22 protein-coding genes are annotated in these 18,806 nt (G+C 63.2%); 13 read left to right on the top strand and 9 right to left on the bottom strand.

Annotated elements, in window-relative coordinates; all coding sequences use genetic code 11:
• Positions 1-7 precede the first annotated feature (7 nt).
• Genes hutG through hutI form a run of 3 tightly spaced genes read right to left on the bottom strand, consistent with a single transcriptional unit; the run spans position 8 to position 3,596 of the window.
• A complete protein-coding gene (gene hutG, locus AC07SZ_RS03135) occupies positions 8-826 on the bottom strand; it encodes an N-formylglutamate deformylase (protein WP_494913187.1) in 819 nt (272 codons plus the stop codon).
• On the bottom strand, positions 826-2,367 hold the full coding sequence (hutH, locus tag AC07SZ_RS03130; protein ID WP_172374048.1) for a histidine ammonia-lyase: 1,542 nt from the start codon (positions 2,365-2,367) through the stop codon (positions 826-828). The genes hutG and hutH overlap by 1 nt, the downstream gene beginning before the upstream one ends.
• Positions 2,364-3,596, bottom strand: coding sequence for an imidazolonepropionase (gene hutI, locus AC07SZ_RS03125; protein WP_494913185.1), 1,233 nt, complete (start codon positions 3,594-3,596; stop codon positions 2,364-2,366). The genes hutH and hutI overlap by 4 nt, the downstream gene beginning before the upstream one ends.
• A 98-nt stretch (positions 3,597-3,694) precedes the next feature.
• On the opposite strand from hutI, the gene AC07SZ_RS03120 reads away from it, so the two are divergent.
• Together AC07SZ_RS03120 and hutC are read left to right on the top strand one after the other, a co-directional pair.
• On the top strand, positions 3,695-5,050 hold the full coding sequence (locus AC07SZ_RS03120; RefSeq protein WP_494913184.1) for a formimidoylglutamate deiminase: 1,356 nt from the start codon (positions 3,695-3,697) through the stop codon (positions 5,048-5,050).
• Between the two features lie 6 nt (positions 5,051-5,056).
• Positions 5,057-5,803 carry a histidine utilization transcriptional repressor HutC gene (hutC, locus tag AC07SZ_RS03115; RefSeq protein WP_056562754.1) on the top strand — a complete coding sequence of 249 codons (747 nt, stop codon included), beginning with the start codon at positions 5,057-5,059 and terminating at the stop codon, positions 5,801-5,803.
• 47 nt (positions 5,804-5,850) lie between these two features.
• Here the strand turns inward: hutC and AC07SZ_RS03110 are convergent, their stop codons facing one another.
• Positions 5,851-6,195: a RidA family protein gene (locus AC07SZ_RS03110; protein ID WP_056562755.1), complete on the bottom strand. Its 345-nt coding sequence runs from the start codon at positions 6,193-6,195 to the stop codon at positions 5,851-5,853.
• Between the two features lie 215 nt (positions 6,196-6,410).
• Here AC07SZ_RS03110 and aztA point away from each other — a divergent pair, with 215 nt between their 5' ends.
• The 4 genes from aztA (at position 6,411) to AC07SZ_RS03090 (ending at position 9,661) form a co-directional block, all read left to right on the top strand.
• A complete protein-coding gene (gene aztA, locus AC07SZ_RS03105) occupies positions 6,411-7,232 on the top strand; it encodes a zinc ABC transporter ATP-binding protein AztA (RefSeq protein ID WP_494913183.1) in 822 nt (273 codons plus the stop codon).
• Entirely contained in the window at positions 7,232-8,107 is an 876-nt protein-coding gene (gene aztB, locus AC07SZ_RS03100) for a zinc ABC transporter permease AztB (protein WP_056562764.1), read from the top strand. Before aztA ends, aztB begins: the two co-directional genes overlap by 1 nt.
• A gap of 28 nt (positions 8,108-8,135) precedes the next feature.
• Positions 8,136-9,077, top strand: a complete 942-nt coding sequence (aztC, locus tag AC07SZ_RS03095; protein WP_056562767.1) for a zinc ABC transporter substrate-binding protein AztC — start codon at positions 8,136-8,138, stop codon at positions 9,075-9,077.
• A gap of 245 nt (positions 9,078-9,322) precedes the next feature.
• Positions 9,323-9,661, top strand: a complete 339-nt coding sequence (locus tag AC07SZ_RS03090) for a protein tyrosine phosphatase family protein (RefSeq protein WP_056562770.1) — start codon at positions 9,323-9,325, stop codon at positions 9,659-9,661.
• Here AC07SZ_RS03090 and AC07SZ_RS03085 read toward each other — a convergent pair.
• Positions 9,658-10,125 carry an Lrp/AsnC family transcriptional regulator gene (locus tag AC07SZ_RS03085; RefSeq protein ID WP_032933331.1) on the bottom strand — a complete coding sequence of 156 codons (468 nt, stop codon included), beginning with the start codon at positions 10,123-10,125 and terminating at the stop codon, positions 9,658-9,660. The genes AC07SZ_RS03090 and AC07SZ_RS03085 overlap by 4 nt on opposite strands.
• A 138-nt stretch (positions 10,126-10,263) precedes the next feature.
• Between AC07SZ_RS03085 and hppD the strand changes: the two genes are divergently transcribed.
• From hppD to AC07SZ_RS03070, 3 genes are all read left to right on the top strand, one after another.
• On the top strand, positions 10,264-11,379 hold the full coding sequence (gene hppD / locus AC07SZ_RS03080) for a 4-hydroxyphenylpyruvate dioxygenase (RefSeq protein WP_056562773.1): 1,116 nt from the start codon (positions 10,264-10,266) through the stop codon (positions 11,377-11,379).
• 70 nt (positions 11,380-11,449) lie between these two features.
• Entirely contained in the window at positions 11,450-11,674 is a 225-nt protein-coding gene (locus AC07SZ_RS03075; protein WP_137929805.1) for a type II toxin-antitoxin system Phd/YefM family antitoxin, read from the top strand.
• Positions 11,671-12,102, top strand: coding sequence for a type II toxin-antitoxin system VapC family toxin (locus AC07SZ_RS03070; protein ID WP_494913182.1), 432 nt, complete (start codon positions 11,671-11,673; stop codon positions 12,100-12,102). Before AC07SZ_RS03075 ends, AC07SZ_RS03070 begins: the two co-directional genes overlap by 4 nt.
• Here AC07SZ_RS03070 and AC07SZ_RS03065 read toward each other — a convergent pair.
• The 4 genes from AC07SZ_RS03065 to hmgA are packed head-to-tail and all read right to left on the bottom strand — an operon-like array spanning position 12,062 to position 15,842.
• On the bottom strand, positions 12,062-12,598 hold the full coding sequence (locus AC07SZ_RS03065; protein ID WP_494913181.1) for a DinB family protein: 537 nt from the start codon (positions 12,596-12,598) through the stop codon (positions 12,062-12,064). The genes AC07SZ_RS03070 and AC07SZ_RS03065 overlap by 41 nt on opposite strands.
• A 21-nt stretch (positions 12,599-12,619) precedes the next feature.
• A complete protein-coding gene (locus tag AC07SZ_RS03060) occupies positions 12,620-13,633 on the bottom strand; it encodes a fumarylacetoacetate hydrolase family protein (RefSeq protein ID WP_494913180.1) in 1,014 nt (337 codons plus the stop codon).
• Positions 13,630-14,517 (bottom strand): MBL fold metallo-hydrolase, encoded by an 888-nt coding sequence (locus AC07SZ_RS03055; protein WP_494913629.1) that lies wholly within the window; start codon positions 14,515-14,517, stop codon positions 13,630-13,632. Before AC07SZ_RS03055 ends, AC07SZ_RS03060 begins: the two co-directional genes overlap by 4 nt.
• Before the next feature lie 11 nt (positions 14,518-14,528).
• The gene (gene hmgA, locus AC07SZ_RS03050) at positions 14,529-15,842 is read right to left on the bottom strand and encodes a homogentisate 1,2-dioxygenase (protein ID WP_494913179.1); all 1,314 of its coding nucleotides are present in this window, start codon (positions 15,840-15,842) and stop codon (positions 14,529-14,531) included.
• Between the two features lie 114 nt (positions 15,843-15,956).
• Here hmgA and AC07SZ_RS03045 point away from each other — a divergent pair, with 114 nt between their 5' ends.
• From AC07SZ_RS03045 to AC07SZ_RS03030, 4 genes are all read left to right on the top strand, one after another.
• Complete coding sequence (locus tag AC07SZ_RS03045) at positions 15,957-16,400, top strand: MarR family winged helix-turn-helix transcriptional regulator (RefSeq protein WP_056562788.1); 444 nt, start codon at positions 15,957-15,959, stop codon at positions 16,398-16,400.
• A 151-nt stretch (positions 16,401-16,551) separates the two neighbouring features.
• Positions 16,552-17,190, top strand: a complete 639-nt coding sequence (locus tag AC07SZ_RS03040) for a lysophospholipid acyltransferase family protein (RefSeq protein WP_056562791.1) — start codon at positions 16,552-16,554, stop codon at positions 17,188-17,190.
• Positions 17,187-18,137: a phosphatidate cytidylyltransferase gene (locus tag AC07SZ_RS03035; protein WP_494913178.1), complete on the top strand. Its 951-nt coding sequence runs from the start codon at positions 17,187-17,189 to the stop codon at positions 18,135-18,137. The genes AC07SZ_RS03040 and AC07SZ_RS03035 overlap by 4 nt, the downstream gene beginning before the upstream one ends.
• A gap of 7 nt (positions 18,138-18,144) precedes the next feature.
• Entirely contained in the window at positions 18,145-18,789 is a 645-nt protein-coding gene (locus AC07SZ_RS03030; RefSeq protein WP_494913177.1) for a CDP-alcohol phosphatidyltransferase family protein, read from the top strand.
• Positions 18,790-18,806: the final 17 nt, after the last annotated feature.

Below are 18,806 nucleotides of genomic sequence, written 5' to 3'. Positions count from 1 at the left end.
CGGCGCGTCAGCGCTTTGCCCAGTCGATCGCGGTTTCGAGGATGGTCTTCAGCGTCGCGCGGATCGGCGCCGCAAACTCGGCATCGTAGGGTACCGGCCAATTGTCCGGCGTTCCTTTTTCTTCCGGCTCGCGCATGTAGCCACGGTTTGAGAGTTCCATCTGCAAGGCGTGGACACCCTGTTGCGGTTGGCCAAAGTGGCGTGTGATCCAGCCGCCCTTGAAGCGCCCGTTGACGACAGAGGTTTCGCCGGTTTCGGCCATGATCTGGCTGACTGTTGCCTGCAGGTTCGGGTCGGCGCTCTTGCCGTCATTGGTGCCGAGGTTGAACACCGGCAGCGTGCCTTCGAACAGGCGCGGCAGCACCGAACGGATCGAGTGGCAATCGTAGAGGACGATCTTGTCGTGAAGGCCACGCAGCCGGTGGATCTCGGCCTGCAAGGCGGCATGATAAGGCACAAAGAACTTTTCGCGACGCTCGTCGACCTCCGACGGTCCCGGCTCTTCGCCCTCGCGGTAGAGCGGATCGCCATCAAAGGTTTCGGTCGGGCACAGACCGGTGGTGGCCTGGCCGGGATAGAGCGAAGCACCCGAAGGATCGCGGTTGACGTCGATGACGGTGCGCGAGATCGCGGTGTGGACGACGGTGGCGCCGAGGCTGCCGGCGAAGTCATAGAGATTGTCGATCCACCAGTCGCAGTCGCGGCGGCCGAGCCAGGGCGACACCAGCCGGTTTTCAAGGCCGGCAAGGTCGATGCCGGTGTGCGGGATCGACACCAGCAGGGGTGCTGTGCCTTGGCTGACGGTGAGCCAGGGTGTGGCGGCCATCACGCCGCTCCCGCAATCGAGGGCAGCGCCACCGCGCCGGCAGCCTTGACCGTCGCGCCACTGCGCACCATGGCGATTGCCTTCTCCATGTCAGGGTGGAAATGCCGGTCATTGTCGAGATGCGGCACTTCGGCCCGGACCAGTTTGCGCACCGCTTCGAGCGCGGCGCTCGACGCCAGTGGCGCATGGAAATCGCAGCCCTGCGCGGCGGCCAGCAACTCGATGCCGATCACCGCCGTCGCATTCTCGACCATGCCGATCAGACGGCGCGCGCCGTGCGCGGCCATCGAGACATGGTCTTCCTGGTTGGCCGAGGTCGGGATCGAATCGACGCTGGCCGGATAGGCCTTCTGCTTGTTTTCCGAGACAAGCGCCGCCGCCGTCACCTGCGGGATCATGAAGCCGGAGTTGAGGCCGGGCTTCGGTGTCAGGAAGGCGGGCATGCCAGACAGTGCCGGGTCGACCAGCATGGCGATACGGCGTTCCGACAGCGAGCCGATCTCGCAAACGGCAAGCGCGATCATGTCGGCGGCAAAGGCCACCGGCTCGGCGTGGAAATTGCCGCCGGAGAGCGCGGTATCGTCCTCGGCGAAGATCAGCGGATTGTCGGTGACGCCATTGGCCTCGGTTTCGAGCGTATCGGCGGCCTTGCGCAGCACGTCGAGCGCGGCACCCATCACCTGCGGCTGGCAGCGCAGGCAATAGGGATCCTGCACGCGCTCGTCGCCGAGACGGTGCGACTCGCGGATGGCACTGCCGGCCATCAGGTTGCGCAGCGCATCCGCCGTCTCGATCTGGCCACGGTGCTTTCTCAAGAGATGAATGCGCGGATCGAAAGGCGCGTCGGACCCCTTGGCGGCATCGGTCGACAGCGCGCCGGCGACCAGCGCCGACTGATAGAGCACTTCGGCCTCGAACAGAGCGGCCAGCGCATAGGCGGTCGAGAACTGCGTGCCGTTGAGCAGCGCCAAACCTTCCTTGGCGCCAAGCGTCACCGGCTCGAGGCCGTGCGAGACGAAGGCGACCTTGGCCGGGAAGCGGCCATGCGGGGTAAAGCATTCGCCGACACCGATCATCACCGCCGTCATGTGCGACAGCGGCGCGAGGTCGCCGGAAGCGCCGACGGAGCCTTGCGCCGGCACCACGGGGATGACATCGTTGGCGAGCATCGCTTCCAGCAACTCGATGGTTTCGGAGCGCACACCGGACGCTCCCTGCGCCAGGCTGGCAAGTTTCAGCGCCATCATCAGCCGGGCAACGGCAACCGGCATCGGTTCGCCGACGCCGGCGGCATGCGACAGCACGATGTTGCGCTGCAAGGTCTCGAGATCGCCGGCTGGGATACGCACGCTGGCCAATTTGCCGAAGCCGGTGTTGATGCCATAGACCGGCTCGCCCTTGGCAACGATCCTGGCGACAGCCTCGGCGCTCGCCTTGATCTTGGGGCGGCACGCATCGTCCAGCCGCAATGCGGCGCCACGGTAGATGGCGCGCCAGTCGGCCAGCGTCGCATTGCCGGGCTTCAAGGTCAGTTCGGTCATTGTCCTCTCCAGATGCGGGCATGAAGCGGGTTGAAGCCCATGCGGTAAACGAGTTCGGCGGGGCGCTCGATGTCCCAGATCGCCAGGTCGGCGGATTTTCCCGCTTCCAGCGTGCCGGTTTCTCCCAACAGGCCTAGTGCGCGGGCGGCCTCGCGGGTAACGCCCGCCAGGCATTCATCGACCGTCAATGCAAACAGGGTCGCCGCCATGTTCATGGTCAAAAGCAGCGATGTCAGTGGCGAGGTGCCGGGATTGTTGTCGGTGGCGACAGCCATCCTGACACCGTGCTGGCGGAACAGGCCGATCGGCGGCTTCTTCGTCTCGCGAATGAAGTAATAGGCGCCCGGCAGGATCGTGGCCACGGTGCCTGATTTGGCCATCGCCACGGCACCGGCCTCATCGGTGTATTCGAGATGATCGGCCGACAGTGCGCCATAGCGCGCGGCGAGTTCGGCGCCATGCAGGTTGGACAGTTGGTCGGCATGGAGTTTTACGGGAAGACCGGCTGCCTTTGCCGCATCGAATACGCGTGCCATCTGTTCCGGTGAGAACGCTATGCCTTCACAAAAACCGTCAACCGCGTCGGCCAGGCCTTCGGCGGCAACCGCCGGCACGATGGTTCCGGCAACAAGGTCGATAAAGGCGTCCTTGTCGCCCTTGGCTTCGGGCGGCAGCGCATGGGCGGCCAGACAAGTCGTGCGAATCGTCACCGCCCGTTCGCCACCCAGCCGGCGGGCGGCGCGCAGCGACTTCTTCTCATTGTCGACATCGAGCCCGTAGCCCGATTTGACCTCGACCGATGTGACCCCCTCGGCCATCAGCGCATCAAGGCGGGGCAGCGTCTGGGCAACCAGTTCGTCCTCGCTGGCGGCGCGCAAGGACTTGACCGAGGACACGATGCCGCCGCCGGCCCTGGCGACTTCCTCATAGGTGGCGCCAGCCAGCCGCATCTCGAATTCGTTGGCACGATTGCCGGCATGGACCAGATGGGTGTGGCAGTCGATCAGGCCGGGCGTGATCCAGCGGCCTTCGCAATCGACCGTTTCGCCTCGGGCAAGCGCCGAGGGGAGCTCGGATTCCGGCCCGGCATAGACAATGCGGCCCTCCCGCGCGGCGACGGCGCCATGCTCGACGATACCGAGACCGGCGGAACTTTCGGCCAAGGTCGCCAGACGCGCATTGCGCCACAGACGAAGATCCCCTGCCCGGCTTTTGCTCTCTGCAGCCATCATCTTTTCCGTTTCAATCGGTGGCGATTATGTATATACATATTGAAACGCACTGCAAGTGGCATCATCGCACGAGAGACGGGAAAGCGGAGAGAAAAGTGACTGACATCTTTGCGGAACAGGCGCTTCTTCCCAATGGCTGGCACAACAATGTGCGGGTCACCTGCTCCGGCGGACGCATTACGGCCGTTGCGTCCGGAGCCACCGCGTCAGTGGGCGACGAGCGCCACTCCATCCTGTTGCCCGGCATGCCCAATCTGCACAGCCACGCATTCCAGCGCGGCATGGCTGGTCTTGCCGAGCTTCGCGGCCCCTCCGCCGACAGTTTCTGGAGCTGGCGCGAGGTGATGTACCGTTTCGCACTGTCGATGACGCCGGACCAGGTCGAGGCGGTTGCCGCTCAGCTTTATGTCGAGATGCTCGAGGCCGGTTTTTGCCGCGTCGGCGAATTCCATTATCTGCATCACGACCGCGACGGGAAACCCTATGCCAATCTCGCCGAGATGGCCGAGCGCATCGCGGCCGCGGCTGGCGAAACCGGCATCGGCCTGACGCTGCTGCCGGTGTTTTACGCGCACTCCTCCTTCGGCGGCGCCGCACCAAATGAAGGCCAGCGCCGATTTATCAACGATGTGAATCGGTTCTCCCGGCTTGTTGAGAAGTCTAGCGAATCGGTTCGCGCGTTGAATCAAGCCGTCGTCGGTGTGGCGCCGCACAGCCTGCGCGCCGCGACGCCCGAAGAACTGGCCCAGGTCGCTGCCTTGGCTCCAAATGGGCCGATCCACATCCACGTCGCCGAACAGGTCAAGGAAGTCGAGGACTGCCTTGCCTGGTCCGGCGCACGCCCGGTCGAATTCCTGCTTGGCCATGCCGATGTCGACCAGCGCTGGTGCCTGATCCATGCCACCCACATGACCGATACCGAAACCACAGGCATGGCCAGGAGCGGCGCCATCGCCGGTCTTTGCCCGATCACCGAGGCCAATCTCGGCGACGGGACGTTCGCGGCGCCGCTGTTCAGGGAGCATGGCGGCCGTTTCGGTGTCGGCTCCGATTCCAACGTGCTGATCGGCCTGCCCGACGAATTGCGGCAGCTCGAATATTCGCAGCGCCTGGCGCATCGCGCCCGCAACGTGCTCGCGGTGGCCGGTGGCTCGACTGGGCGGGCGCTGTTCGACGCGGCGCTCGAGGGCGGCGGCGGCGCGCTCGGTGCCGGTGCCTCGCGGATCGCCGTCGGCGCGGCCGCCGATCTCGTCTCGCTCGATGCCAAGACCCCCTCACTGGCCGGCAAGTCCGGTGACGCCATCCTCGACGCCTGGATCTTCGCCAATGGCAGCAAGGTCGATTGCGTCTGGGTGCATGGGCAGAAACAGGTCAGCGGCGGCAGGCATCTGAAGCGAGACGTGGTAGGCGAGCGATTCCGCAAGGTGATGACGGCGCTGTCCGAGGGCTGATCCAAGATGAGCATGGCCGAAACGACAGAGATCGAGGACAGCGAGACCGTCTCGCTGCACCAGCGCATCCTCTCCGATATCCGCGAAAGAATCCTGTCCGGGGCCTGGGCGCCCGGTCACCGTATCCCGTTCGAGCACGAGCTGACCGCCGAATACAAATGCTCGCGCATGACTGTGAACAAGGCGCTGTCGCAGTTGGCAAAGGCCGGCCTGATCGAGCGCCGCCGCCGTTCCGGCAGTTTTGTACGCCAGCCGCAGTCGCAGGCGGCGGTGCTGGAACTTCACGACATCAGGATCGAGGTCGAAGCGCTCGGCCTGCCCTATCGCTACGAACGGCTGGAGCGCCTGAAGCGGCGCGGCAACGCGGAGGACAGAGCGCTGCTGGGGCTGTCCGCGGCAGGGCCATTGCTGTGGGTCGAAGGCCTGCATTTTGCCGGCGAGCGGCCGTTCGCGCTCGAGCAGCGTCTGATCAATCTTTCGGCTGTTCCGGAAGCGGGGGACGAAGAGTTCCTGGACATCGCCGCCGGGCCCTGGCTGATCGGCCGCGTGCCCTGGAGCGAGGCCGAACACCGCATCCGCGCCATGGCCGCGGATGAGACCATTGCCGACGCGCTCGACATCGATCCCGGCGCGCCCTGCCTTGTGGTCGAGCGCCGCACCTGGAGCGCGGAACACCCGGTCACCCATGTCCGGTTTGTCTATCCCGCGGAAAGCCACACGCTGGTGGCGAGGTTTACGCCTTCGCAGGGGTGAGTGATCTCCCCCCACGTGGGGGGAGATTGGCAGTTCCGGCGCCGCGTTTAGATCGCCGCCGTAATAATGATCTCGACCAGATATTCCGGACCCGCGAGCTTGGCTTCGCCCGTGGCGCGGGCCGGGGTGTGGCCCTGCGGCACCCACTTGTCCCATTCTGAATTCATCTCGGCGAAGGTGCCCATGTCGGCCAGCCAGATGATCGCCTGAACGATCTTGGTCTTGTCGGTGCCGGCCTTGGCCAGCAATTCGTCGATGGTCGCCAGAATATCACGGGTCTGCGAGGCGACGTTGCCGCCGGGTTCGCCGACCTGGCCGGCCAGATAGACCGTGTTGCCGTGAATGACGATCTGGCTCATGCGCGGGCCAACATCGATGCGTCGAATGCTCATGGGAGGTTCCTTCCTGTTACAGGTGGCGACTGTTTAGAGTTGCGGTTCGCTTCGGGCAAGGCCGCCGGGCCAATTCCCCTTGGACCAGCAAGAGTGAGATTCACGGCAAGTTGAGCCGCCGTTCGCAATTCCGCACGATTGGCTTGTTGACTAATGTAATAACATCACATATCCAAACCGCCATCCCTGCCAGACATGGCATCGCCCGGAACGACATGACCCAGACCTGCCTGACATTCCGTGATCTGACGCTGGGCTACAACAGTCACCCGGCAATCCATCACCTCGACGGCGTGATCCGCAAGGGCTCGCTGACGGCCGTGGTCGGGCCCAACGGATCCGGCAAATCGACGCTGATGAAGGGTATTGTCGGCGTGCTGAAGCCGATGGCCGGCGAGGTTGTTCGCGCGCCCGGCGTGCGCGCCGCCTACCTGCCGCAGCAATCGGAACTCGATCGCTCCTTTCCCGCCCGCGTCGTCGATCTGGTCTCGCTCGGCCTCTGGCCGAAGCGCGGCATGCTCGGCCGCTACACATCAGAAGATCGCGCGGCGGTCAGCCAGGCGCTGATGGCGGTCGGCCTCGGCGGCTTCGAAGAGCGCCCGATCGACACGCTGTCGGGCGGCCAGTTGCAGCGCACGCTGTTCGCCCGCGTGCTGTTGCAAGACGCCGACCTCATCCTGCTCGACGAACCGTTCAACGCCGTCGATGCCAAGACCGTCGGTGACCTGATCGCCCTGATCAAGCGCTGGCATGGCGAAGAACGCACCATCATGGTCGTCGTCCATGATCTCGATCTGGTCCGTCAGAATTTCCCCGAGACCCTGCTTTTGGCCCGCCAGCCGATCGCCTGGGGCGAAACGCGCGAGACGCTGAAGCCGGAAAATCTGCTGCGCGCGCGCCGCTTCCATGAAGCCTGGGAAGAAAACGCGCCGTGGTGCGAACCGAACGAGCACACCGACGATAATGCGCATGGCCACGATCATCAAGGCCACGATCACGGCCACCATCATCACGGCGCCGGACCGAGGGCTGCCTGATGGACACGCTCCATGGTCTTTTCATCGCGCCCTTTGCCGATTTCGCCTTCATGCAGCGGGCGCTGTTCGGCTCGCTGATGCTGTCGCTCGGCGCCTGCCCGATCGGCGTCTTCCTTATGCTGCGGCGCATGAGCCTGTCCGGTGACGCCATGGCGCACGCCATCCTGCCGGGTGCGGCCGCCGGCTTCCTGTTCTACGGCCTCGAAATCCTGCCGATGACCATTGGCGGGCTGATCGCAGGCATCATCGTCGCGCTCGGCGCCGGTGCCGTCTCGCGCTTCACCATCCAGCGTGAGGACGCCTCGATGGCGGCCTTCTACCTGATCTCGCTCGCCATCGGCGTGCTGATGGTCTCGATCCGCGGCTCCAGCGTCGATCTCATGCATGTGCTGTTCGGCACCGTGCTGGCGCTCAACAACGAAGCGCTGACACTGATCGGCGGCATCGTCGTGATAACCTTGGTCAGTCTCGCCGTCTTCTGGCGGGCCCTGGTCGCCGAATGCCTCGATCCGCTGTTCCTGCGTTCGGTCAGCCGCATGGGCAGCCCGGTGCATTTCATCTTCCTTGGCCTGGTCGTGCTCAACCTCGTCGGCGGCTTCCAGGCGCTCGGCACCTTGTTGTCCGTCGGGTTGATGATGCTGCCGGCCGCCGCCGCCCGCTTCTGGACGGTGCGCGTCGAGCCGATGTGCGTGCTGGCCGTGCTGATCGGCTTTGCCTCCTGCATTGCCGGGCTGCTTTTGTCCTATCACGCCTCGCTGCCGTCCGGCCCGGCCATCATCCTGTCGGCCGGCGTCGTCTATTTCGCATCGATCCTGTTCGGCACGCGCGGGATTCTGCGCGCCCGCATCATCCATCACCGTCACAGAACAGCCTGACCCCCGCCCCTCGAAAGGAGACCCGTCCATGCTGAGATCGATCCGTGCCGCCTTGGCGATGAGCGTTATAACATTAACCGCCTTTAGCGCTTCTTCGGCCTTCGCTGCACCGCTGAAAGTGGTCGCCAGCTTCACCGTCATCGCCGATTTCGCCAGGAATGTCGGCGGCGACCGTGTCGACATCACCACCATCGTCGGCCCGGACGGCGACGCCCATGTCTATGAGCCGAGCCCGGCCGACGCAGTCGCCATGGCCAGGGCCGACATCGTGCTGGTCAATGGCCTGCATTTCGAAGGTTTTTTGCAGCGGCTGGTCGATGCCAGCGCCACCAAAGCCTCTATCGTCACCTTGACCAAGGGCGTGACGCCGATCGACTTCAAGCCTGAATTCGCCGACGCCGACGCGGCCGAAGGCGCCGGCACGGGCGGCGGCAAGACCGTCACCGATCCGCACGCATTCCAGTCGATCGCCAATGCCAAGATCTATGTGAAGAACATCGCCGAGGCTTTCTGCGCGGCCGACAGCGAGGGCTGCGTCAGCTACCAGACCAATGCCGCCGCCTACACCAAGAAGCTCGATGCGCTGGAAGGCGAAGTGAAGGCGGCGATCCAGTCGATCCCCGAGGCGAAGCGCGTCGTTATCACCTCGCATGACGCCTTCGGCTATTTCGAACACGAATACGGCCTGATCTTCCTTGCCCCGCAAGGCATTTCGACCGATTCCGAGCCGTCGGCCGCCGATGTCGCCAAGCTGGTCGAGCAGGTGAAGCAGGACAAGGCGGCGGCCATCTTCGTCGAGAACATCACCAACCCGCGCCTGATCGAGCAGATCGCCAGCGAGACCGGCATCAAGGTGGGTGGCACGCTCTATTCGGATGCGCTGTCGCGGCCCGATGGCCCGGGCTCGACCTATATCGACATGATGCACAACAACATCCGCCAGATCAAAGGCGCCATCCTCGGCAGCTGAGGAGCGCCATGCTCGGAAAGGTGGAGCCAGTCTCCGCCTTTTTTTGTTGCTAATCTGGTTGAGGCCGACGACTTCCGGCCCGAGCTGTGGAGCGGGCCGCCCGATCCGTTCCCGGCCTGGGCCGCTTGAGTTGGATTCTCCGCTGGATGCGTCTATCTCAGTTGAATGATTTCTATCGGCGCGGATTGCCGGCCACGTCGGGGAGTGGCAAGACTCCCGACAAACCAGATTGCGAGGATGATGCCATGGAATACCGCGAGATCAGCGAAGACTATTCGGTCTCGGGCCAGATCCAGCCCGAAGACGTCGCGGCCATCAAGGCCGCCGGCTTCAAGAGCGTCATCTGCAACCGGCCGGATGACGAACAGCCCGGCCAGCCTTCGGCCGACACGCTCAAGGCGGCGGTCGAAGCCGCGGGCCTCGCCTTCCGCTACATTCCAGTGATCAGCGGCCAGATCACCGCCGAGAATGTCGAGGACCAGGCCGAAGCACTGGATGAATTGGAAGGCCCGGTGTTCGCCTATTGCCGCTCCGGCGCGCGTTGCACTAACCTTTATGGGCTGATCCAGCAGTCGAAGGGTTAAATCGGCAGCGCGCCGGTTTCCTTGAGCGTCTCCAGCACGATCGCCGTCTTCACATGCTGCACGGATTCGTGCGGCAGGAGCACGCCGTTGACGAATTCAGACAGCGACTTCAGGTCAGGCGTCACCACCTTCAGGATATAGTCCATCTCGCCGGTCAGCGCGTGCGCCTCCTGCACTTCCGGCAGCCGCGCCACCAGTTCGCCGAAGCGCCGGGCGTTGTCGCGGTTGTGGGTTGCCAGGGTCACGGAAATGACGTTGACCAGCGAGAAGCCGAGCTTGTCGCGGTCGAGCACCGCCCGATAGCCCTTGATATAGCCGTCTTCCTCGAGCCGCTGGCGACGGCGCGAGCATTGTGATGCCGACAGGTTCACCCGCTCCGAGAGATCATTGTTGGTCAGCCGCGCATCACCTTGCAGAAGCGCCATTATCTTGCGATCAAATTGATCAATGCGCGTCTCATCCATGGTTTTGTCTTTCAACATGCATGCTTCACGCATGAGATGATCATTTCAAGCGTTTGAATGCAAGCACCATGCGCCGGCTCCGCGCTATGATGGCGTCAGATGGCCGTTTCAGGCCGAGCCAGCTTCCGGAGGAATACCATGGGTCCCTTCCCGCACGATGCCCCGCCCGCCAAGATCAGCAAGGAAAACCCTGCCGGCACCGATGGTTTCGAGTTCGTCGAATTCGCGCATCCGGAGCCGCAGAAGCTGGCCGAGCTGTTTACCCGCATGGGTTATGTGACGGTGGCCAAGCATCGCACGAAAGACATCACCGTCTGGCGCCAGGGCGACATCAACTATGTCGTCAATGCCGAGCTGGGCTCGCATGCGATGAAATTCGCCGACAAGCATGGGCCCTGCGCCGCCTCGATGGCCTGGCGCGTGGTCGACGCCAAGCACGCTTTCGACCACGCCGTCTCGAAGGGCGCCACGCCTTACGAAGGTGACGACAAGGCGCTCGACGTGCCGGCAATCATAGGTATCGGCGGTTCGCTGCTCTATTTCATCGACGCCTACGGCAAAAAGGGCTCGGCTTACGATGCCGAGTTTGAATGGCTCGGCGCGCGCGACCCGCGGCCGCAAGGCGTCGGCTTCTATTTCCTCGACCACCTGACCCACAATGTCTATCGCGGCCAGATGGACAAATGGTGGGATTTCTACCGCAATCTGTTCGGCTTCAAGCAGATCCATTTCTTCGACATTGACGGCAAGATCACCGGCCTGGTCAGCCGGGCCATCACCTCGCCCTGCGGCAAGATCCGCATTCCGCTCAACGAATCCAAGGACGAGACCAGCCAGATCGCCGAGTACCTGAAGAAGTACAATGGCGAAGGCATCCAGCACATCGCGGTCGGCACCGACGAGATCTACGCCGCCACAGACAAGCTCGCCGCCAACGGGCTGAAGTTCATGCCAGGCCCACCGGAAACCTATTACGACATGTCGTATGCCAGGGTGAACGGCCATGACGAGCCGATCGAACGGATGAAGAAGCACGGTATCCTGATCGACGGCGAAGGCGTGGTGGACGGCGGCATGACCAAGATCCTGCTGCAGATCTTTTCGAAGACGGTGATCGGGCCGATCTTCTTCGAGTTCATCCAGCGCAAGGGTGACGAAGGCTTTGGCGAAGGCAATTTCCGCGCGCTGTTCGAATCGATCGAGCAGGACCAAATCAAGCGCGGCGTGATCAGGGTCGACGGCAAGGCGGCGTAGGCTGCCTCGAACCGAACTTCTTGCGGCGCGATCAATTATGACCTAAATTATGGTCATAAAGGATCGCGCTATGAATGTTTCCATCGCCGAGGCCAAGGCTAAATTGTCTGAACTCGTCAGCCGCGCTGAAGCCGGCGAGGAGATCATACTTACACGCCACGGCAAAGTGGCCGCGCGCATTGTACCGCCGGCGGCCGCCGAAACGCTGCCGCGTATCGGCGCCTTGAAGGGCAAGATCTGGATTGCGGACGATTTTGACGAACTCGGTCCCGAATGGGACGAGTACGTGAAATGACGGTCGGCCAGTATCTCGCCGACACCCATATAATCCTCTGGTCGATTTCGGACGACCGACGTCTCTGCGAACAACACCGCGCTATCCTGGCTTCGGACGCGGTGGTGTTCGCCAGCGCGGCAAGCGTGTGGGAAATCGCCATCAAACGTTCGATCGGAAAACTCGATGCGCCGGACGATCTGCCAACGCTGCTTCCAAGGATGCGATTTCAGCCGCTCGCCGTAACTTTGCATCATGCGAATACCGTCAGCGGCCTACCCCACCACCATGGTGATCCGTTCGACAGACTGCTGATCGCGCAGGCGCAGGTGGAGAACCTGACCATCCTAACATCTGACCCGCATTTCGCCCGTTACGGCGTCGCTCTGGCCTTAGGCGAAAACCGGCTCACAACCCCAGCCGCTCGACCTCCGCCCTCCTCAGCTTGATGTCATAATCGAGCAAAAACTCGTCCAGCTGTGGCGGCGCAACCGAGGTGCCGGACAGCATTGCGTGCACCTGACCGCGATGGTGGATGTCGTGCAGGAAGACATGGGCAAGGATATCGCCGATGCGCTCGGGGATCATGCCGTCCTCACGCCGGTCGGTGATCACGGGGCGGTCGAGATCGGCCTCCGACAGGCCGTCGCAGAAGGCGATCAGACGCCGGTCGGCCGCGATCTGCGCGGCAAACAACGCATGGGGCTCGTCGAGAGGCACAAAATCATCATGGGCTGCGGCACCGACGCCGCCCTCTTCGAGAAAATCGAGATAGAGATAGTCGACCGCAAGGACATGGTTGAGCGTCGCCTTGATCGACGGGAAAAAGCTGGTGCGCTCGGCCTCGAACTCACCGGGCTTGAGCGCCAGCACGGCGCGATAGAGCCGGTCGTTAGACCAGAGATTGTTCCCGGCCATGCGGCGCAGATGATCCAGAAGATTCATCGCTGAAACCTCTCTTAGCCCCTACCCCTCGTATTTCTCGACCTTCTGCTCGATGGCGCCGAAGATCGAATGTCCGGCCTTGTCCTTCATCTCGATCCGCACCGTGTCACCGAAGCGCAGGAACGGCGTCTTGGGTTCGCCACTCTCAATGGTCTCGATCATGCGCAGTTCGGCGATGCAGGAATAGCCGGCGCCGCCAGCCGAGACAGGCTTGCCCGGGCCGCCGTCGAGCTTGTTGGAAACCGTGCCCGAGCCGATGATGGTGCCTGATACCAGCGGCCTTGTCCTGGCGGCATGCGCGATTAGCGCCGGAAAATCGAAGGTCATGTCGACGCCGGCATTGGCGCGGCCGAATGGTTTGCCGTTGAGATCGGCAAGCAGCGGCAGGCTGACCTTGCCGCCATCCCAGGCGTCGCCCAATTCATCCGGCGTCACCGCGACAGGTGAAAAGGCCGAGGACGGCTTTGACTGGAAGAAACCAAAACCCTTGGCCAGTTCCGGCCCGGTCAGCGCGCGCAGCGTGACATCGTTGACCAGCATGACCAGCCGGATCGCGGCGCGCGCTTCATCGGGGCTTGCGCCCATCGGCACGTCATCGACGATGACGGCGACTTCGCCCTCCATGTCGATGCCGAAGGCCTCGTCGGCCATGCGGATCGGATCGCGCGGCGCAATAAAGGAGTCCGAGCCGCCCTGATAGATCAGCGGATCGGTCCAGAAGCTCGCCGGCATCTCGACGCCGCGCGCTTTGCGCACCAGTTCGACATGGTTCACATAGGCGGACCCGTCAGCCCACTGATAGGCGCGCGGCAGCGGCGAAAGTGCGTCGTGCTCGTGAAAGCGCGCGGACGGCACGGCGTTGTTCTCCAGAGATTCCGCTATGGTCGCCAGATGCGGCGAGATCCTGCGCCAGTCGTCGAGTGCGGCCTGCAGCGTGCGCGCCAGGAACGAGGCATCGGTGTACTGCGTCAGGTCGCGCGAGACGACGACGAGTTTCCCGTCGCGCGTCCCGTCCTTCAATGTGGCAAGCTTCATGCGGTTTCCTCTCCTTGTGCAGCCTTGGCGCCGCTTAACCCCACAACAAGGCCGTCGCGAGCGATCGTCAAGTCGCCGGCCCATGTATTCCTGACAGCGGCAAGCCAGTCCGCCTCGCCGATCTCGGGATCGTCGGCGGGGATGAGGTGGTTGAGCACCAGCCTCTTGACGCCGGCATCGCTGGCGATGCGCCCGGCTTCCTCGGCAAAGCTGTGGCTGGCGAGCAGATGTTCCTTGAGCCGGGCGCCATTGCCGGTTCTGGCGACCAGCCGCTCGATGCCTTCCTGCAGCATGGCTTCATGGACGAGAAGGTCGGCACCGTTGGCGAAATCGGCGAGCGGTGGAAAGAAGGCCGTATCGGCGGAAAAGACTACGTTTTTCCCGCCATGCTCGACGCGCAGGGCAAAACAGTCTGTAACCGGCGGATGGTCGACACGCAGCGCCGTGACCTTCAGGCCACCTTGCTCGACCACCTGGCCCTCGCCGAACTCGTCGATCGAAACCAATTCGCGAATGTCGGGCCGGCCCTCGTCGACGATGCGGATCTCGATGTCGAATTCCATCGCCTGGCAAAAGCGCCGCCAGTAGTGGCCGGTGCCGGGCGGACCAAACACGCTGATCGGCGTCGCCAGCCCCGCCGTCCAGGCGGTGTGGATCAGCGGCCCCAGTTCCAGCACATGATCGGAATGCAGATGCGTGATGAAGATCAGGTCGAGCGCCTTAAGGCTGATGCCGGCATCGACCAGCCCCCGCGTCACGCCAAGTCCGCAATCGACGACGATGGTTCGCCCCCCGATCTCAAGCAGTGACGAACTCGGCCACGGCCCGCCTGGCCGCAGCGCCGGGCCGCCCTTGGAGCCCAGCAGCACCAACCGATCCGGCATTGGCTTGCGGCTCAAGACCAGTCGCCCTCCGGCGTGCCATTAAAACGCTTCTTCAGGTCTGCCCAGCAATCGATGTAGTTGTCCTGGCGGGCTTCCAGTTCGGCGCCATAGCGGGTCAGCATCTGCGGGAAGCGGGTCTCGAACATGAAGGCCATGGTGTTGTCGAGCTTGACCGGTTTCAGATCCGCGCGCGAGGCTTTTTCGAAGCCAGGGGCATCCGGGCCATGGGCCAGCATCAGATTGTGCAGGCTGATGCCACCGGGAACAAAGCCTTCTTCCTTGGCATCGTACTGGCCATGGATCAGGCCCATGAACTCGCTCATGATGTTGCGGTGGTACCATGGCGGCCGGAACGTATCCTCTGCCACCAGCCATCGCGGCGGGAAGATGACGAAGTCGATATTGGCCGTGCCTTCCTCGCCGCTCGGCGCGGTCAGCACGGTGAAGATCGACGGATCGGGGTGGTCGAACAGGATGGCGCCGACCGGCGAAAACGTCGCCAGATCATATTTGTAGGGCGCGTAGTTGCCATGCCAGGCGACGACATCGAGCGGCGAATGGCCGATCTCGGTGACATGGAAATTGCCGCACCATTTCACGATCAGCCGGCACGGCGTCTCCTTCTCCTCGAACCAGGCACAGGGCGTCTTGAAATCGCGCGGGTTGGCCAGGCAATTGGCGCCGATCGGGCCCCGATCGGGCAAGGTCAGCTTGGCGCCGTAGTTCTCGCAGACATAGCCGCGTACTTGACTGTCGACCAATTCGACCTTGAAGACGAGGCCGCGCGGCAAAACGGCGATCTCGCCGGGCCGAAGCTCGATGACGCCCATTTCGGTGACGAAGCGCAAGGCGCCGACCTGCGGCACGACCAGCAACTCACCGTCGGCATTGAAGAAATGATCGTCGACCATCGATGTGTTGGCGACATAGACGTGGGCCGCCATGCCGGTCTGCCCGAGCACATCGCCTGCCGTGGTCATGCTGCGCATGCCTTGAATAAAATCGGTCGGTTCCTTCGGCATTGGTACCGGGTTCCAGCGATACTGGCCAAGCGCCAGTTCGTGGTCACCGACATTGGGAGCGGTCTTCCACAGGGGATAGCTCGCCGCCTTGAAGCGGCCGGTGTGCTTGACGCTCGGCCGGATGCGATAGAGCCAGGACCGCTCATTGGTGCCGCGCGGCGCGGTGAAGGGCGAACCGGAAAGCTGTTCGGCGTAAAGGCCGTAGGCCGGCCGCTGCGGGGAGTTCCGCCCCTGCGGGAGCGACCCCGGCAAGGTCTCGGTCTCGAAATCGTTGCCGAAGCCCGGCATGTAGGAAAAGGCCATCGCTTCCTCCCTTGCGCATCCGGCAGGCGCCAGCCGGATTGACCAAACTGGTTTCATTTGTAACCATCGAAAATGTAACTATCAATGCCACCATGGCGCTTAGGGAAATGAACCATGGACCCGGAGATCCTGGAGCTCGAAAGCTTCCTGCCCTACCGGCTGTATCGTCTTGCCGATGCGGTCAGCCGCGAATTCTCGCGGATATACAAGGACAGTCACGGGCTGACACGGCCGGAATGGCGAACGCTCTCCGGACTTGGCCAGCGCGGGACGATGACCGCGACGGAGCTCGGCGAGCAGTCGGCCATGCACAAGACCAAGGTGTCACGCGCGGTGGCCGAGCTTGAAAGGCGGCGCTGGCTCATCCGGACACCTGATGAGAACGATCGCCGTGTCGAGCATTTGAGGCTTACCAAAGCGGGCCTTGCCGCCTATCGTGAGATGGTACCGTTGGCGAAGGCGTTCGAGCAGGCGCTGCTGGCCCAGTTGAGCGCCGACGAACGGACTTCCATCGTAAAGGGCGTCTTGTCGCTGGAAACCGCATTGGATAGGAGATAGCCGCCGTCGCCGGAGGAGATATAAGACGGTCGCCGCGAAGGGGTCGCGCGTTCAGGCAGCCACGGGTCTCGCGGTCCCTGCTTGTCCGGTAGCGGATTTTCTGCGCCTGCATGTCAGCTGGCGGATGATCCATGAGCGAATTGGGGGATGGATGAAGTCGCTGATTGCCAAGCCGGTGGCGGTGATCGTCCTGCTGTTTGCGCGTGCCATCACCGCCGTGCGGCCGTTCTGGCACGAAGGCAGGCTGCCTCGCCGTCGCTCGATCTTCTTTGCCAACCACTCCAGCCATGGTGATTTCATTCTGATCTGGGCTGTTCTGCCGCCGCGCCTGCGTCGACGGGTCCGTCCCGTAGCGGGTGCCGACTACTGGCTGAAATCAAAACTCCGAAGCTTCATCGGGCGCGACGTTTTCAACGCAGTCCTGATCGATCGCAATCGCGACGCACGCACGATGGATCCTGTCGAGAGCATGGGGGAAGCGATGAAGGAAGGCTCTTCGCTGATCCTCTTCCCGGAAGGCACGCGCAACCAGTCCGATGCGTCCTTGCAGCCTTTCAAATCCGGCCTGTTCCATTTGGCGGCATTGCATCCGGACTTCGAACTGGTGCCGGTGTGGATCGCCAATCTCAACCGGGTGATGCCGAAGGGAGAGTTCGTTCCCATACCGCTGATCTGCACGGTGACGTTCGGCGAGCCAATGCATCTGGTTGATGGCGAGGACAAGGATACGTTTCTCGAGCGGGCACGGGAGGCGCTACTCGCGCTGGCGCCGAAAAAGGTAGCGGAATGAGCTCGACCCAATTCGACATGATGGTTCTCGTGCTCGGCGTCTTCGGGATCCTGCTTGCGGCCTCTTTCGTCGGCCAGATCCTGGAGCGACGCTTGTCGCCAGAGGGCTCGAACCCGGCCATCGAGAACCTCAACGCCCGCATCAATGCCTGGTGGGTGATGGCGATCCTCATCGCCATCGCATTCGTCGCTGGGCGCATCGGCGTTCTGCTCCTCTTCGGCTTCTGCTCCTTCGCAGCCCTTCGCGAGTTCGTGACGCTGACCAATACGCGGCGTGCCGACCACTGGGCGCTGGCCACCGCGTTTTTCGTCGTGCTGCCGTTGCAGTATGTCCTGCTCTGGATCGAGGACTACGAAATCTTTTCCGTTTTCATTCCGGTCTACGCCTTCCTGTTGATGCCCATCATCTCGGCGGTGCGAGGCGACACACAGCACTTCCTGGTCCGAATCGCGGAGGTGCAATGGGCGCTAATGATCTGCGTCTTCTGCGCCTCGCACGTGCCGGCTCTTCTGACGTTGCACATTCCCGGCTACGAGGGCCGCAATGTGCTTTTGATAGCCTTCCTTGTCATCGTCGTTCAGTTGAGCGATGTGCTGCAATATATCTGGGGCAAGATGATCGGGCGTACGAAGATCGCACCAAGGCTTTCGCCGTCCAAGACTGTTGAAGGGTTCGTCGGCGGCATCGCCTGCGCCAGCCTCGTCGGCGCTGGCCTGTGGTGGATCACGCCGTTCTCTCCGCTCCAGGCCGGCGCAATGGCCTTCCTGATCACGGTGATGGGTTTTTTCGGCGGCCTCGTGATGTCCGCCATCAAACGCGACCGCGGCGTGAAGGATTGGGGCCATCTGATAGACGGCCACGGGGGCCTGATCGATCGGCTGGATTCGGTGGTGTTCTCCGCTCCGATCTTCTTCCACCTCACGCGTTACTTCTGGTCGCCGGGATGAGGCAGTCATGAACACAGGCGACCGCAGACCCCTTGCAAGCCGCGACACGCGCTGGGCACAGGCGGCGGCCAGACGTCTCGCCGCACTCTCGGTGCCCCCCAACCAGATTTCGCAGGCCAGCATCCTCGCCGGCGCGCTGGCCGGCGCCGCCTTCTGGCTTGGCGGGCAGAGCGACGGCATGGCGCGTCTGCTGTTGTTGCCTGGTGCCGCGCTGTTCTGCCAACTACGCCTACTGTGCAACCTTTTCGACGGCATGGTCGCCGTCGAAGGCGGCAAGGCGTCGGCCGATGGGCCGTTCTGGAACGAGTTCCCGGACAGGATCGCCGACATCGCCATCATGGTGGGCATAGGCTACGGCATCGCCATGCCTGGCCTTGGCTGGGCAGCCGCCTGTTTTTCGGTTCTCACCGCCTATGTGCGGGAACTCGGGCGGGCCAATGAAGCACCGAGCGATTTCTCCGGCCCGATGGCCAAACCGCATCGCATGGCGGTTGCAACCATTGCTGCGCTGCTGTCATCAGTGGAATTCCTCTGGCATGGCCGCAACGAAATCCTGACACTCGCGCTTGCCATCATCGCGATCGGCTCCGCCGCAACCGCGCTGCGCCGCGCATGGCGACAAGTGCGTTGGTTGAGAAGCGAGCGCCCCTGAGGCCTTTCCTGGCTGCG

It is taken from the genome of Mesorhizobium sp. GW821-FHT07A06 (assembly GCF_059419085.1).
The sequence above is the reverse complement of the archived record's forward strand: the minus strand, read 5'-3'. Positions and strand labels throughout refer to the sequence as shown.